Origin of the sequence: Rudanella paleaurantiibacter, from assembly GCF_009184635.1 — a bacterium.
Lineage (GTDB): Bacteria > Bacteroidota > Bacteroidia > Cytophagales > Spirosomataceae > Rudanella > Rudanella paleaurantiibacter.
On the sequence record NZ_WELI01000001.1, the window covers coordinates 151,766 to 167,062 of the forward strand.

Genomic DNA, 15,297 nt, shown 5'->3' on the forward strand with positions numbered 1-15,297 from the left:
TCTAACGTCCAGTAGCTAACGTTCTCTACTTATGATTTCATTAGATACAACTTCGCTTGTTAAAACCATCATTGCCCTGGGGCTTTCGGCGGTGGTTATGCTGGTTTGGTATGGGCAACGACGCCTGATGCCCGTGTTGGACGCGCACGAGCGCACTACCCGCTGGCTGGCGTTTGTGGCGTTGCGGCTCGTTCCGTTCGCGGCTGTTTATCTGGTTCTCAATCAGGAACCGCGCTCCGACGTTATATTCTTCTACGAGCGCGCCGTCCCCGCCATGGAAGGCAAGCTGGTGTACCGCGACTTTCTGTCGTTTCATGCGCCCTTGTTTACCTACCTCACGGTTTTGCCCCTGTTTATCTGGAACAATGCCCGGGTGCTGGTGCTCATGATGGCTTTGCTCGAATTTGTGATTGCCAATGCCACCTATCGTTACGTACGGCCCCGTACCCCCGATGCGCTGCTCCGGTACGTGTTGTATTACCTGTTGCCGTTGCCCTTTGTGGCCATGGTGCTCAGTAGCGAAGAGGACGTCTGGATGTGGGGTTTTGGGCTGCTGACGCTTGCCCTCCCGGCGAGCCTGAGCGATCGCCGATTTGCTTTCCTGACGGGCCTGATTTGGGGTGTAGCCATGCTGACCATCAAGTTCATGCTGGTTGTGCTGCTGATTCCGTTGTTTTTTCTGATCAAAGATCGGTTGTACTATCTGCTGGGGCTGGCCGTCGTTGGTATTCCGTCGATTCTGATTCTGTACGCGCTCATGGGAACGGCTTTTCTGATGCCCATTCAGCACTCATCGTACCCGATGGCCCCGAACCTGGTCAGCGTACTCCGGCCAATTCTGGGAAGTTTGTTTGGGCAGGTATCGCTCACGAGCCTCAACTGGGTGGGTTTGCTGGGTACCATTGGCGGAGGCTCCTGGGTGGCCTGGCAGTTCCGGCAGTTGGGGTACCGGCGGGCGTTTCCGCTCGTGTTCTGTTTCGTGTTCGGGTTGTTTATGGTGATGCTACCAAGTGCGCCGGGTTATTACCTCTTCACGCAGGAGATGGCGCTGGTGTTTGTGTTGCTGGCCAATACCCGCACTCACTGGCTTCGGTTTGCCGTACTTAATTTTTTACTGGTGGTACAGCCAATCCTGATGATTGTGTACGCCGATAATGCGCTGTACACCAGTTTATCGATGCTGAGCAATCCGGTGTACCTGCTCGATTATGGCATTCAGGTAATCGAGCTGGCCGGGCTTATCTGGCTGGTCGTTCTGAGTTATAACAAACTAAAAGTGGAGGAAGTAGGAAAGGGAGTAAGCGCAGAAAAGGGGGTTGTATAGTTCCCTTTCTCCGTTCTCCCTTTTCTCCTTCCTCCTTCCATTCCATGTTTATCGTCCTTGTAAAAACAGCTGTTTCCGTCGGATTGTGTTTGTGGCTGGCGGTGTTGCTCTGGAAACGGCTGTGGATCACTGAGTATCTGCAACAGCATCACCGAACGCCCTGGATCGCCCTGTTTTATACCGTTTTTCGGTTATTGCCAATCGTGCTGACGTTCTTCGTGCTGGGGTATCAGCCCCAATCGGACGTTCAATATTACTACTATCCCATTGCCAACACGGCCCGTCAGTTTGGGATTGTGTATCGTGATGTGTACTGCCCCTACAGCCCGTTTTTCGGGTACTGGCTTTCTATCCCGCTGCACATCTGGAACGACATGCGAACCATTGTCGTGGCTATGACCCTCATTGAGTGGCTGGCGGTGTACGTCACGTTCCGTATCTATCGGGGTGTTGAGAGTAACGGGCAACGGCTGTTCCGAGCCTTATTTTATTTCAGCCTGCCGGTACCGTTTGTGATGTGCGTGTTCAGCGGGCAGGAGGACGTAGCTCTCTGGCTGCTGGCTCTGGTGGCGGTGTGGGTCTGGCAGGAGAAAAAAAGTCCTTTCTGGGGGGGCGTGTTGCTGGCTTTGGGCTTGCTCTCTACCAAGGCAGTGTTTGTGTTTCTGATTATTCCGTTGTTTCTGATGGCCCCCAACCACCAGAAAGCCCCGTTGGTGGCGGGGCTGGCCGCTCTGGGCCTGCCGGTGCTGGCATTTCTGTACTGGAAAACCGGCTTGTTGTTCATTGAGCAACCCCTCGATGAGGGCGAATACCTGAAAGCGCCCAACTGGCGGTCGGTACTCAACCCGATTATTGGGGGGCTTATTCCCGAAAATGGGGGCGTTTGGAAATGGGTGATGATGCTGATCACACTCGTCATCATTTCGCTGACCGGTATCCGGGCGTATGGCAAACGACTGGTGGATACGTTACCTCTTATCTTTCTGGTGGCTTTTGGGAGTATGACGGTCTTGCAACAAAACGCCGTAAGCAACTACGCGTATCTGTTTGTACTGCCCGTGGTGTTTACCATGACCGATTTCAAAAGCCGTCTGACAACCTTTTTGCTGATTGGTTTCAACGCACTGGCAGCTATTCACCCTTCGTTGTGGTGGCGTATTGGCCAGCCATTTTACAAGGGCTTCGATATGTTTAGCCGTCCCGACTACGCCCTGGAGTATGGCATCGAACTGGCCCTGGTCGCGGGCTTTCTGTATTATGCCTGGCTGGGGTACAGAGCTATTGATGACGTGCCGCTCTCGGCCGAAGGGGCCGTGCGGAACCGCTCGTTTCGGGGGCGGTTGTTTGGCCTGAAATAGCGCAGGAGGGGCGTTGACCAATCAAGGTTCGCCCGCAATGGATTACTTTTGTACAAACCGGGCTGTCTGTGGCTACGCTCAACCGAGCAACCTGCCCCGGCCGCATCGATGCATAAACACCTACTTATTACCGAATGACCCCTTTAATTTCCATCGTGGCTCCTCTCTACAATGAGCGCGAATCGTTTGGGCCGCTGATTGAGCGACTCAATGCGCTCATGGATAAACTGCCCTACCCGGTAGAGGTGGTGCTGGTCGACGATGGAAGCCGCGACAATACGGCCGACCTGATCCGGCTCACGGCCCTGTCGGACCCCCGCTATCATGGGGTGTTGCTGGCGCGTAACTTCGGCCATCAGACAGCCGTAACGGCGGGCATGGCGGCCGCGCGCGGCACCGAAGCCGTGCTCATTATCGACGGCGATCTGCAGGACCCGCCCGAATTGCTCGAAGAGTTTTACGCGCACATTCAGAATGGCTACGATGTGGTGTACGCCGTTCGGCGGAAACGCAAGGAGGGGGTGTTGAAGCGGTTTGCCTACTCGACCTTCTATCGAATCCTGAAGAATATCTCGTACGTTGATATTCCGCTCGACAGTGGCGATTTCTCGATGGTGAGCCGTCGGGTGGTCGACATTATGAACAAGATGCCCGAAGAAAGTCGGTTTTTACGCGGTATGCGGAGCTGGATCGGCTTCAAGCAGATTGGTGTAGAGTACGAACGGAGCGAGCGTGTGGCGGGGGTACCCAAGTATTCGTTCAAGATGCTGCGTCGGCTGGCCTACAACGGGATCTTCAACTTTAGTGAGTTTCCGGTCAAGTTTATCATCCGTACCGGGGCTTTTGCCATCGGTATCGCATTGATTTACCTGATTCAGACGCTGGTGAAGAAATATGTATTTGGCACGGTGCCGCAGGGATTCACGGCGCTTTTGTTCGTGATTATCCTTTTCAGCGGTATTCAGCTTATGGCGCTTGGTATCATTGGTGAGTACGTACTGCGCGTATTTTTCCAGGTAAAAGGCCGTCCCTTGTTTGTGGTGCGGGAAGAAATAAAAGATGGAGCGGCAGGTGCGCCAGAAAGTATGATTACGTACAAGTGAGTTTAGGGGGTAATAAGCTGCTCCAACTCGCGCAGGTCTTCGTCGTTGATAGAGGTTTGCGTAGGTAGCGGGTCCTTGTAAAAACGGGCAATAAGTTGCTGTATAACAAGATAGCTGGAGGAGGAAGCTAAAACGGGCCCCGCGAAAAGCTGGATAATCTGGGCGAAAAGCTTATCCTTACGGGCCTGATATTGTGAAAGCATGAACGAATCGGCCGAGTGTGTTTTGTGCAACGTAATCAGTTCGTCCAGTTGCTGAACATCTTTGACAAGGTCGTAGATCTTTAATAGTCTTGGATTCTTCATGATTACTTGTTGATGGTTAGTTCAAGAAAGCCTTTCGGATAAATTACCCCTCTACGGTTACGAGGTGTTTTATCAAATTTATCCATCCAGTAGGCGCGGTCGCCGTAGTATAAAGCGGCTAACCGATGGTCAGAAGGATAAACTTTTACAATATAAGCATCTATTCCGAATGAAAGTGATTGCGGATATTTCAGGGGTTGTAAAGCAGACTCTACGTTCTCAACAACATCAAATGGAATAAAGCTAACAATGTCAATGTCCGATGGTTCGGGTTTTCGGGTGGTAAAGCTTCCGTCGACCCACTGTACAAATGGGGTGTGGCCTACAACCTCAGACAGTATGTTCAGATAAGTTTTGTAGTTTTCAAACAAGTCTCTTCGAGCGTGTGAATCAATGTCCCTTACAAACATTTCCTCCATTTCGTCAACCGTTGAGGGAAGATTATAATTGGGGACCAGCAAACCGCGATTATTGAAAGTAAGCATGACTGCAACCTATTTAAAATTAGCCAATTTAACCAGTTGAGGGCTGAAGTAGCTGCTTACGATTTTGCCTGTTTATGTTATTCAACTCTCTCCAATTCCTGCTTTTTTTCGTCGTCGTGACGATCCTGTACTTCAGCCTGAGGTTTCAGCTGAGGTGGGCGTTGCTGCTGGCTGCCAGTTGTTATTTCTACATGGTGTTTCAGCCGGCGTATATCCTGATTCTGTTTCTCACGATTGTCATCGACTACATAGCTGGCCTGTGGATTGAGCGTTCGGAAGGCAAAACCCGAAAATGGCTGCTTATTCTTTCGCTTATTTCAAACATCGGCATTCTGGCGTTTTTTAAATACCTCGGGTTCTTCACCGAAAATATTGCGCTTCTGTTTGATACGCTCAGTATGCCCGATTTCGCCGACCGCATCACAAACGGTACTAACCGCATTTTTGTGGGCGTGCTGAAGCTCTTCGGCGAGAGCGGTATTGATTCGTTTAAAGACAACATGAGTATTCTGCCCATTGGCCTGTCGTTTCACACGTTTCAGGCCATGAGCTACACCATTGAGGTGTACCGGGGCAACCAAAAAGCTGAGCGGCATTTCGGTATCTACGCGCTGTACGTGATGTTTTACCCGCAGTTGGTGGCCGGTCCTATCGAACGACCGCAGAACGTACTGCATCAGTTTCATAAGCCACATGCCTACGACTTTGAGGAGGTAAAAGCTGGCCTTATGCAGATGGCCTTCGGGTTTTTTAAGAAGTGCGTCATTGCCGACCGGCTCGTCTTGTTTCTCGACCCGGCCTTCAGCCATCCGGAGGGGTACAACGGCCTGTCGTTGCTGATGGCCACGTTTTTCTTTACTATCCAGATTTACTGCGACTTTTCGGCTTACTCGGATATTGCCATTGGGGCCGCCCGCGTAATGGGCTTCAAACTGATGGAAAACTTCCATACGCCTTACTTTGCCCATTCGATTTCGGAGTTCTGGCGACGCTGGCACATCTCACTTTCGACCTGGTTTCGCGATTATCTGTACATCCCGCTGGGCGGCAACCGAAAAGGGCAGTTCCGGACGTACCTCAACCGGTTTATTGTGTTCATGACGAGCGGACTCTGGCACGGGGCCAACTGGACGTATGTGATCTGGGGGGCGCTGCACGGCTTGTACATTGTGCTCGATATTGCGCTGGATAAGCGCAATGCGCGGAAAGGAGAAGGGAAAACCCAAAAAACGGCAGCACAGTTGGGCGGGTTGAGCCTGTCCCGCCGGGTGTTTGGTGTCTTGTTTACCTTCGTACTGGTAATGCTGACGTGGGTGTTTTTTCGGGCTGTATCGGTGTCAGATGCCCTGCTGATTCTGGGCCGTATCTTCACGCTTTCGCCTACCGACCCGCTCCAATCGGCCCTGAACCCAGTCGAGCTTTGGTTCAGCTTCGGGCTGATTGCGTTTATGTTCTGGAAAGAGTGGTACTATTTTATCATTCCCACGCGGAGTACCGCCCGGTTTGTGGTGGTGTTTGCCTTGCTCGCCTTTACCACCTACCTATTTGGGGTGTTTACGAGCAACCAGTTTATCTATTTCCAGTTTTAAGACCTGCGTGTAGAATGCTGAGTCGTTCGGCCACGTAGCTGGAAACTACGCCCGACTTTTGGCTGGTTTTCCATTACTCGTCGGCCTGGATGCCCTCTTCCTGGAGCTTACTCTCGGCGTCTTTGATCGCTTCCTCTACGGAGTGCGATTTGCGGAGGTCAATGTGCTTACGGGTCAGTTCGGCCATGGTGTGGTAGTGCTGGCATAAGACCTCCAGTTCATCATCGCCCATTTCTTCTACCGCAACGAGCCGGTTACTGGCCCCTTTGGTGGCGGCAATCAGTTCGTTAAGTTTTAACTGAATCGCCAGCGAATCTTTGTTTTGGGCTTTCTGGATAATAAACACCATCAGGAAGGTCACAATGGTTGTTCCGGTGTTGATGACCAGTTGCCAATCTTCCGAATAGTTGAAAATTGGGCCGGTAACGGCCCAGACCAGTACCACCCCGAAGGCCGTCAGAAAGGCTTTCGAACTACCCGTAACCTTGGTAATGTACGTGGCAAAATGATCGAATTGGGTGTTGAGTCGACTCGGTTTGTGGTTCTCCATGACTGTAGGCCTTCGTAAAGACGATAACAAAAACCAGCCCGAACCGCCGTATTCTTTATCCGACGGTTCGGACCGGGTGCCTAGAAGTTAATATCCCCCAGTTCAAAATCGGCCTTGAGCGGAATGATGCCTTTCTGGAAACCGGGATGGTAGATAATCTCCTCGGGTTGAATGAGTTTCTGGATATTACCCGTATCGCGTCGGCCATTGCCGTTGCGGTCCAGAATAAGCCGCACCCGGTATCGCCCCGGTTTGAGCCGGGCAAATACGTAATTAGGCGTATTGGCCACCGACCGAATCACCTTGTAGTTTTCGTCGGTCAGCTCCACAATGAATTTTTCGCCCGTGGGCCGGTTCACCTGCCCCGAAATAAGCCCAAAGTCTTCTGTATTAAGCACCCGGTACTGAAGCCGTGCCCGCGCTGAGGTATCGTTCTGAATGCTCATAAACGCCCCCCGCCGAAACAACAGGTTAAGCGTATCGGCTATGTTGGTGCGGGCCGTAATGGTCAGGCGGGTGTTGCCGTTGCTGAATGAAAACGACGTAGCCGAAGCCGGCAGGGCCTTGGTACTGTCGGAGCGGTAAATCCGAATCAGGTCGGGGGTGAGGGTTTTAATAGGCTTGTTAAACGTGACCGTAAACACCTGATTGTTATCGATAGCTTCGCCCGATTTGGGGTCTACATCCTGGCCCAGCACCACCCGGTCGCGGGCGCGCGACTTGAGCGGGGAGAAGTACAGCCGCTCGCGGAGTTCGTTGGCATTGCCCACCGAGTCGATGGTTGTGATGAGCACCGGAATGGTGTCGCCAGCCGCCCGGCCTTCGGGTTTGTAGATTCGAATGAGGGTGGGCCGTTCCAGAAACGATATCACCGAGTCGACGGGGGTGAGGGTTGAGCTACTCGGGATTTGTGGTTGCAGCCGGTAGCTCGCGATACCGCTGCTCAGTTCGAGGCCCATGGTTTCGTCGGTGCGTTCGCGCCGGGTGATGCGTGGTTTCACATAGCCCCGAAAGGCCACCAGATTCACGTCGTCGTAGTTGCGGTTGAGGTTCACGAGCGAATCGCGGAAGGCCACCCGCTCACCGGGCTGATTGTTCACCAGGTTCAGGTCTTTGTCTTCAAACGCAAACGGTTTGTAGGCTGCGGTCTTGATGTTCTCGATCAGGTACACCCCGTTGCTGTCTGTCCGGGCAAAGTACTGCGGGCGTTTGCGTTGTACCGGCAGGGTATCGTCGGGCGCAAAGAGCCCAACCACCATGCCCAGAATCGGTTGTTTGGTGTCGGCGTCGAGTATGGTACCGCCAAGGCGGAGCGAGTCGATAGCGGGGCCGGTGCTGAACACCAGCTTAGGGTTTTCGGCCACGTTGCGCTCGGTTACGTCGCGGATGGCGTCGGCAAAGCTGATGGTATAGGTTGTGTTGGGCTTAAAATTCTGGTTGAACACCAGCCGGAACCCCTGCGGAAGTTGCCGTACCACAAAGGGGTTGGTATCCTGCGGAGTGATGAGAATTTTCTGTTGCAGATTCTCGGCCGACACGTACTCGTCGAACAGGAGTTCGATTGTTTTACCCTGTACATTCAATTGTCGGTTTTTGGGGATGCTGCTCACCAGTTTGGGAGCCAGCGTGTCTTTTTTACCACCCGGCGGGTTAGCTACCTGCGCGCAGTTTTGCAGCAGAAAGGGCAGCGAAAGCAGAACCAGAAAGAAACTTATGCGTAAGGACATTCAAGTGTTGGAACGGTTGAGAGCCCCGAAATAAACGGGCCATCAGTATTTCAGAACAAACATACGGCCCAGCCGGGCTGCTGCCGATGCCCGACCCCTTAAAATTAGTTAAGTAGCCGGGGTGATGTAACGTAAAAACGCTCGGCATGGGTGCCCGGTCGGAGTATATTGGTTGGTAAACATAGGGCTGTACACTTGTAAGTGGTTGATTACTTGCTGTATATGTCTACGTTCGAGCGGGTGTGAGAAGCTATTTTGTATATAAAAACAACAAATTATCAGCGTGTTTACATTTTACTGACCAGATAACAGATTAATATTTATTAATATAAAAGGACTATATAGTTTTGGTAAACCTCTATAAACCTTAACTACTTTACAATCAAATGGATGCAGGCGGCTGGGATGTTATCTACGCCAGCGATGTAGCCCGGCTCAACGTGGTGTTGGGCGAGTCATCGCAGCAGTTTATGCCGACGTTTTCGTTCAACGATTCGTCGACGCAGGTGTCGTTCAACGGCACGTTTGGCCCGTGGGCCATTACGCCGGGTGGGAGTGCCAACCGGATCAATGTGCAGGTGCCCGTTACGCAGGGAACGCTCAATGCACCGGGCTTCTCCAACTTTTCGCTGACCGGTATCCAGCCGGTGATGAATATGGCACTCACGTTTGTGGAAGATGCCAACAGCGCCGGTACCCAAAACGTTGTGTTCGATATTCAGTCGGTGGCTGCTTCGGCTACATCGGCCACGGATGGGCAGATTTACGTGGCCAACCCCGACGTCAGCGGAACCCTGAACCAGCGCGACCCGTCGGGCACGGTAAAAAGTATGCTGGAAACTGACTTGCCCCAGTGTTTCATTACCAACCGGGCGGCTATCTCGTTTGTATTTGCGGCTTTGTTCACCAATCCGCAAAATGTGCCGTGGTTAACGCCAAAAGCCAGTAGCATCGTGTATTTCGGGTCGAGCGACAACTCGATTCAGGCTATTGCCATTCGTACGCTCACACAGTCGCCCTGGGGCCCCGAGGGGCTGTCGACTTCGGTAGATCCGAGTTTGCTCAACGCGAATCAGAATCTGTTTTACGCGCTCTCGCAGGGTGTATTCATGAAGAACCTGTTGCTGCCCGCTTTGCCGTCGGCGATGGGAAATGTGGCGGCCGATGTATTCCAGTTCAACGGGCCCACACAGCCCAATCAGCAAAACGCCTGTTCGATTACCAATACGCGTTCGTTCAATACGAAATCCGTCGAAAACGCGGGCACGACCTACTATCCGCAAATTGATAGCTTCACGATGAAAATAAGTGATAATCAGATTATCACAACGGCATCGGGGCAGTTCAATATCACCGGGTTGGCGGGAGCATGGGTGTCGTTTGATAACTTACAGGTTGTCAACTCAATCTCATACAACCCGGCCACCAAGTCTATTCAGTTCCAGTTGGTAAGCCAAACGTCGCCCTCCACCACGCGGCATATTCCGTGGGAATACTGGTTTCTGGCACTGGGTGGACTGATTGGGTTGATCGTGATCGCCATTATAAACATTGTGGTGACGGTGATCGAAAACGCCGTACAAAGCGCCCTGACCGGAGCCGGTAATCTGTCGGTGGTGGGGCTGCCTACCAGCACGGCCTCGTGGGCGGGTGCCGGGTCATTCCAGATCAACCAGGCCGACCTCGAAAGCGCCCTCGTCATTCGGGGCGAAAGTGCTTCCTGACACGTAGTTTCTGGTTTTGGGTTGCTCGTCTATCCCCCAAAGCCATCCATCGCACCGACTTTTTAGTACCTCTTTATCTCGTTAACCAAAAACAAAACAATCATGGTAATGCAGGAAAATCCGACGGCTACCGCCAGCGGTGGCGTCGACCTTATGGGCTGGGATACCGTTTTTGCCCTCTCGCTCGAAGCCCTCAACGATTCGATAGTGGCGCAAAACACTACCCCGCCCTCGTTTTCGGGCACCGACCCGCAGGGTGGGGCCTCGGTGAGTGGCTCGTGGGGGCCGTGGAGCGTAACCGGGGGCGAAGGCACCGGTATTTACATTAAATGCCCGGTCAAAACGGGGCAGCTGACCGTGCCGGGCTCGGGCAATCCGTTTACGCTGGATGGGGGCTCGGTATGCGTCGAAATCACGTTGCAGCAAAATAAGGCTCCGCAGCAAATCGACGACAGTTCGGCTAAGCCGGGCACGGGCACTACGTATCATTTTCAGGCCAACAGCACCTCAGAAGATCCGTTTCAGCAGCCAAAAGTAATCGGGGTGAGCTTCACCACCGTAACGGGCTACATCGTGTATGCCTGCGAAGCGGCTTTTGGCAACTACTTCAACAATAACCTGTCGGCATTCGACGCGGTTTTTTCGGCCGTTCGGCTCGAAGAAGAAGCCATTGAAGCAGGTAAACAGTGGCTTAAACCGCAGGTTTCGCTGTACGCGATGGCCTCGCCGGGCTCGTCGGTAGCGGCTGACGGCAGTGGTGGTACCCCCTGCGATCAGATTCAGCAGGGGGCGTACTTCGGGATTCTGAGCCTCACGTCGCCCGCACCGGGTAAGCTACCACAGCAGAACTTCGATCTGCAAATGTTTGCACCTTTTGCCAAAACGACTCCGCCTACCAACTCGGTTTTTGCCATTTCGGGCCCGTTGGCTATGCAAAACATGATTATGCAGTCGGCTTCGTTGTGCGTAAAACAGTCGTCGGTAAGTGATTTCAAGATTACCAACAACGGCATCACCGTCACCAACGTGAATACATTGAACTGGGGCGATTTTCAGTTCGATAAAAACGACCCGACCAGTATCGTGACTCCGTCTATTGCGCCGGGTAATTTTCAGCTCACGCTCGACGGGTCGCAGTTTCACCTCTCCATTAGCCAGGCGGCCTTTACCACGCCCGACGGAAGTTGTGACGTAAAAATCACGGCCGACCAGTACTTTAATTTCGGGGCTACTAAGCTCTCCGACGGCAAGTATTATTTCACGCCCGACCCCGGTTTGGGCACCAACAGTATCCGGGCCGATGTAACCGCCAACAAAGGGTTCGAGATCGCCATGATTATCGAAAGTGTAGTGATTGGGGTGGCCTTCGGGTTCATTGGATCGTCGTTGGGGGAAGCTTTGGGCGATGCCCTGTCGTCGGGAACATCGTCGGCTACGGAAGGGGCTGTGGAAGGAACTGCCGAGGATATCGAAAACAGCATCAGCGAAATGAGCGAGGAAGAGATACAGCAGGCCACGCAGGACTCACTCACCGACGCCACCGATTCGATTTCGTCGGAAGGTGAAAATACGGGCGGGAAGACCGGCATTTTTGCCAACAAGTTTAAAGTATGGGGCGGGGTACTGGGCGGCATGTTCGGAATTCCGGTCGGGTTGCTGCCGCAGATCATGACCGCCATTTACAACAATAAGATTACGCAGGGCAACGTACCTACCATCGACGATTTTGCCGCTAACTTCACGGGTACTGTGCAGTGGCCGCAGGTATCGAGCTGGCAGGTAACGGGCGGCACGTTTCAGGGTGCGTTTTTGCTCGCGGGAAGTGCATCGGCCGGAACATCAGCCACCGAATAACCGACCCAGGCCATGTGTAATTCAACAACAACGGGCGAAATCTCGACTTTCGGGTGGGATACAGCTTTTGCTGTGCGTATTGAAAACGTGAATGCCGCTATTGTGAGCCAGAAGTCGTCTCCGGCGGGCTTCAGCTTTACGGACCCGGCCGACGCACAGGTACACTGCTCGGGTACGTTTGGAGACTGGCAGGTGGTACGTGGGGGCGATGGCAGCGGGGTGAATGTGCAACTGCCGCTCCTGAACATCAGCGGGCAAATGAAAGACAACGATGGGTATGTGCCGTACACCTGCGCGGGAGCTTCTATCATCGTGACGGTTCGGCTGACGTATTTTGATACGGGACAGCCCAATGAGCAAAATCTGAAGGTAAAACCAACCAGCGATACCCCCGACGTGCCGGTAGTAGAACTCTACTCGGCCGATTTTTCGCAACACCCGGTGCAGCCAAGTTATGCTTTGTACGCCATTCAGGCGGCTGTAATGAACTGGTGCGCCGAAAATCTGGCCGATTTTGAGCACGTCTTTTCGGTGATCGACATCAACGATGAAGCCGATACCGGCGCTTGGTCGTTTCTGAAACCAACGGCTGTGTCGTACGCCTACGTGGATGGTGAAACCGACGCCGACGCGTTTCTGGGGGTTCTGGCCATGACCACCGGCAGTCCGTCGGGCGGGCTACAGCAGGTACTCGATACCCGCATTGTACAGGCATCTGAAGAGGGAGCTTTCTGTATTTCGCGGGGGCTGTTGCTGAGTAAGCTCATTTTGCCCAATCTGATGGCTCTGTGGCCCAACCTACAGGCGAGCCAGATTTCGGTGCTCGACGACTGCATCAAGCTCAACCCCAACCAGTCGGTCGATTTGCCGCAGACCGAGTATCAGGGCAATACCTACACGCCCCAGCTTAAGCAGTTTACGCTGTCTATTGAAGGACAACAGGTGACTATCGACGCCTACACCGAAACCGATGTGCAGGATGGCGTTACGGCCTGGTGCCGCAATGTAGCCCAGTACACCCTGGTGAAAAGTACGAACAAAAGCGGCCAGACAACCCTCGCGTATAAGCAACTGGGTGAGCCTCAAACAAGCAATGGCCACTACATTGCCGAGTGGGTCCAGATCACCGATGCGATTCTGGCCGTTGTGCTCGGCGTGGCTTTGGCGGCTTTGGCCGTTGTGACCGGTGGGGCGGCTGTACCCATTATTGCCGTGATTGGTGCCCTGATTGTGGGAGCGGTTGCCCTGTCGCCCACGATTGATGGGATGATTCAGAACAACGACGCTCCCGCCATCGACCTGTTGCAGGAAAATATCTACGCGCCCATTGTATGGACCGATAGTCAGGCGTTTGCCGTCAGTAGCGTCGACCTGAACGGGTCGCTGCGGCTGGGTGGTGCCCTCGGGTTCAGTGCCTTGCGGCAGATACTGGCGAACCAACAACCCCTAAACGCGCTACAAGCATGTTAACCGAACTTTCTGACGCTACTACAGCTAGCCCGGCCATTACGTCGTTGGGCTGGGATATGACCTACGCCACCACCTTTGCCCAACTCAATCGGGTGATGGCGGCATCGGGAACACTCCCCCAAACCTTTGCGGGTACCAGTGCCAACGCTGCTGCCGTATCGGGGGCGTGGGCGTCGTGGACGGTGGTGAGTGGAGGACCCAGCAACCGGCTGTATCTGAGCTGTGTGGTAGCCCACGGGCAATTGACCACCGCGGCCAGGCAAAGCGACATCAGCGGCTCGGTCTGGACGGTGCAGTTGGGGCTCACCCTGGCCAAAGGAGGCACTACGCCCGGCGGAGGTACACGCTGGCAACTGGCTACTTCGGCAACTGGCCCCGAAGCCCCCATACTAACCGGCCACGCGAATGTGCAGGTGTCGGGCAGCGATTTGTACGTGCTGGAGCAACTTATGGCCGAGGCTATTGTGCCGCAGGTGCTGGCACTCGACCTGTCGGGCATTGCCATTACTACCGGCGATACAACTTCGGCATCCGACCAACCCTGGCTGGTACCAACGTCGGCCGAGTTTGCGTGCGAGTCGTTGCCGCCGGGCGACGCACGGGGGGGCATCATCGGGCTATTGGCCATGACCGAAGGGCGGTCGGCGGCCGGAAAACAGGTGGTGATTGATGCCCGTGTACTCGACGGTGCGCCCGACGGCGCGTCGGCGGCCTGGTTTCTGGGCCCCACGCTTATGACAAGTCAATTGCTGGCTCCGGCCATTCAGGGACTGGTGCAGGGCTCGCAGGCGGCCAATTTCAGCGTTGATGGTACGGGAACTACGGTGTACAATAATTCGGATATGACCTGGGGGGCCTTTTCGTACGATGAGTCAGATGGAACCACCGTAACCGTTACACCCCGGATTCCGAAAGGAAACATTCAGCTGTCGCTCAATGGCTCGCTGGTGCACTTGTCCATGTCGAATATCAACTTCCCGTATCCGGGTTGGGCTGGGCCGGGCGAAATCACGGTCGCGTTTAATGCCGAGCAGTTTATTGGTTTCCAGTTTATTCAGCGTGCTGATGGTGGATTGGTCATGGTGCCCGATACGCAAACGTTTGGCAGTAGCAGCAACATCACGATTATACCGGATCAGACCGTACTGGAATTTCAGATTGCGCTCAATGCGGTGACCCAGGTTCTGATGGCGTTTGTTGGGGGAGCTATCGAGAGCGTGGGCGAAGCCGCCGGAGCGGCCATGCAGGAGGGAGCCGAAGGTACGTACAATGCCGAATTCGACCTGATTGAGATGGAAGAGCTGGGCAACAGCGTGAACCCGAATGTAGAACAGACCGAAGAAGACGCAGCTACTCAGGCGGGCGACGCACTCGCCAACGAAGGCAAGGCGGGCTACGTGCAGCGGTTCAAAAACGCCGTTATCGCCAACCGTTGGAAGATTCTGTCGAAAGTGGTGCAAAAAATGGTGACGATTCCGGTAGGTAAGGTGTCGGACATTGCACTCTGGGCGGCCGAGAAAGATTACGACAAACTCCCCACCTTACAGCCCTTTGTAAGTAATGCGGTCACGGCCGTGCACTGGGCCAACGGAGCCACGTTTACACCCGTGGGTGGTAGTGTGCAGGGCGGCATGTTGATCTGGGGAACGCTGACGGAGTAGCCCGGCAGCCCCGCCAAACGAGTTGTAAACCGTACTTAGTCGTGTTCATCGACGTTTTTGGTCGACCAGAAAGCCCGTAGCGGTTGGTCAGCCACAGGCGTTGGTGAACACGTTTTGTTTAACCGTTTGTCCTAAAATAAACAACCT

Annotated in this window: 12 protein-coding genes; 8 read left to right on the forward strand and 4 right to left on the reverse strand. The window is 53.9% G+C overall.

The annotated features are described in order from the left end of the window. Positions 1 to 31 precede the first annotated feature (31 nt). The 3 genes from F5984_RS00635 (at position 32) to F5984_RS00645 (ending at position 3,785) form a co-directional block, all read left to right on the forward strand. The gene (locus F5984_RS00635; RefSeq protein ID WP_152121857.1) at positions 32 to 1,324 is read left to right on the forward strand and encodes a hypothetical protein; all 1,293 of its coding nucleotides are present in this window, start codon (positions 32 to 34) and stop codon (positions 1,322 to 1,324) included. 44 nt (positions 1,325 to 1,368) lie between these two features. Beyond that, on the forward strand, positions 1,369 to 2,682 hold the full coding sequence (locus F5984_RS00640; RefSeq protein WP_152121859.1) for a hypothetical protein: 1,314 nt from the start codon (positions 1,369 to 1,371) through the stop codon (positions 2,680 to 2,682). Between the two features lie 134 nt (positions 2,683 to 2,816). Further along, entirely contained in the window at positions 2,817 to 3,785 is a 969-nt protein-coding gene (locus F5984_RS00645; RefSeq protein WP_152121860.1) for a glycosyltransferase family 2 protein, read from the forward strand. A gap of 2 nt (positions 3,786 to 3,787) precedes the next feature. Here F5984_RS00645 and F5984_RS00650 read toward each other — a convergent pair whose 3' ends face one another. After that, positions 3,788 to 4,090 carry a hypothetical protein gene (locus F5984_RS00650; protein ID WP_152121862.1) on the reverse strand — a complete coding sequence of 101 codons (303 nt, stop codon included), beginning with the start codon at positions 4,088 to 4,090 and terminating at the stop codon, positions 3,788 to 3,790. A gap of 2 nt (positions 4,091 to 4,092) precedes the next feature. Beyond that, on the reverse strand, positions 4,093 to 4,575 hold the full coding sequence (locus tag F5984_RS00655; RefSeq protein ID WP_152121864.1) for a DUF6932 family protein: 483 nt from the start codon (positions 4,573 to 4,575) through the stop codon (positions 4,093 to 4,095). Between the two features lie 74 nt (positions 4,576 to 4,649). On the opposite strand from F5984_RS00655, the gene F5984_RS00660 reads away from it, so the two are divergent. Further along, entirely contained in the window at positions 4,650 to 6,164 is a 1,515-nt protein-coding gene (locus F5984_RS00660; RefSeq protein ID WP_152121866.1) for an MBOAT family O-acyltransferase, read from the forward strand. A 73-nt stretch (positions 6,165 to 6,237) separates the two neighbouring features. Here the strand turns inward: F5984_RS00660 and F5984_RS00665 are convergent, their stop codons facing one another. Both F5984_RS00665 and F5984_RS00670 read right to left on the reverse strand, forming a co-directional pair. Next, entirely contained in the window at positions 6,238 to 6,714 is a 477-nt protein-coding gene (locus F5984_RS00665; protein ID WP_152121868.1) for a low affinity iron permease family protein, read from the reverse strand. Positions 6,715 to 6,794: 80 nt separating this feature from the next. Continuing rightward, positions 6,795 to 8,441 carry an Ig-like domain-containing protein gene (locus F5984_RS00670; RefSeq protein ID WP_152121870.1) on the reverse strand — a complete coding sequence of 549 codons (1,647 nt, stop codon included), beginning with the start codon at positions 8,439 to 8,441 and terminating at the stop codon, positions 6,795 to 6,797. Between the two features lie 386 nt (positions 8,442 to 8,827). Between F5984_RS00670 and F5984_RS00675 the strand changes: the two genes are divergently transcribed. From F5984_RS00675 to F5984_RS00690, 4 genes are all read left to right on the forward strand, one after another. Beyond that, complete coding sequence (locus tag F5984_RS00675) at positions 8,828 to 10,165, forward strand: TULIP family P47-like protein (protein ID WP_152121872.1); 1,338 nt, start codon at positions 8,828 to 8,830, stop codon at positions 10,163 to 10,165. Between the two features lie 102 nt (positions 10,166 to 10,267). After that, complete coding sequence (locus F5984_RS00680) at positions 10,268 to 12,019, forward strand: TULIP family P47-like protein (RefSeq protein ID WP_152121874.1); 1,752 nt, start codon at positions 10,268 to 10,270, stop codon at positions 12,017 to 12,019. 12 nt (positions 12,020 to 12,031) lie between these two features. Continuing rightward, the gene (locus F5984_RS00685; protein ID WP_152121876.1) at positions 12,032 to 13,489 is read left to right on the forward strand and encodes a TULIP family P47-like protein; all 1,458 of its coding nucleotides are present in this window, start codon (positions 12,032 to 12,034) and stop codon (positions 13,487 to 13,489) included. Continuing rightward, positions 13,483 to 15,150 carry a TULIP family P47-like protein gene (locus F5984_RS00690; protein WP_152121878.1) on the forward strand — a complete coding sequence of 556 codons (1,668 nt, stop codon included), beginning with the start codon at positions 13,483 to 13,485 and terminating at the stop codon, positions 15,148 to 15,150. The genes F5984_RS00685 and F5984_RS00690 overlap by 7 nt, the downstream gene beginning before the upstream one ends. Positions 15,151 to 15,297: the final 147 nt, after the last annotated feature.

Bases quoted from the DNA above. Each gene is read 5' to 3' on its own strand.
- F5984_RS00635 (WP_152121857.1), top strand. From the start codon at position 32: ATGATTTCATTAGATACAACTTCGCTTGTTAAAACCATCATTGCCCTG.
- F5984_RS00640 (WP_152121859.1), top strand. From the start codon at position 1,369: ATGTTTATCGTCCTTGTAAAAACAGCTGTTTCCGTCGGATTGTGTTTG.
- F5984_RS00645 (WP_152121860.1), top strand. From the start codon at position 2,817: ATGACCCCTTTAATTTCCATCGTGGCTCCTCTCTACAATGAGCGCGAA.
- F5984_RS00650 (WP_152121862.1), bottom strand. From the start codon at position 4,090: ATGAAGAATCCAAGACTATTAAAGATCTACGACCTTGTCAAAGATGTT.
- F5984_RS00655 (WP_152121864.1), bottom strand. From the start codon at position 4,575: ATGCTTACTTTCAATAATCGCGGTTTGCTGGTCCCCAATTATAATCTT.
- F5984_RS00660 (WP_152121866.1), top strand. From the start codon at position 4,650: ATGTTATTCAACTCTCTCCAATTCCTGCTTTTTTTCGTCGTCGTGACG.
- F5984_RS00665 (WP_152121868.1), bottom strand. From the start codon at position 6,714: ATGGAGAACCACAAACCGAGTCGACTCAACACCCAATTCGATCATTTT.
- F5984_RS00670 (WP_152121870.1), bottom strand. From the start codon at position 8,441: ATGTCCTTACGCATAAGTTTCTTTCTGGTTCTGCTTTCGCTGCCCTTT.
- F5984_RS00675 (WP_152121872.1), top strand. From the start codon at position 8,828: ATGGATGCAGGCGGCTGGGATGTTATCTACGCCAGCGATGTAGCCCGG.
- F5984_RS00680 (WP_152121874.1), top strand. From the start codon at position 10,268: ATGGTAATGCAGGAAAATCCGACGGCTACCGCCAGCGGTGGCGTCGAC.
- F5984_RS00685 (WP_152121876.1), top strand. From the start codon at position 12,032: ATGTGTAATTCAACAACAACGGGCGAAATCTCGACTTTCGGGTGGGAT.
- F5984_RS00690 (WP_152121878.1), top strand. From the start codon at position 13,483: ATGTTAACCGAACTTTCTGACGCTACTACAGCTAGCCCGGCCATTACG.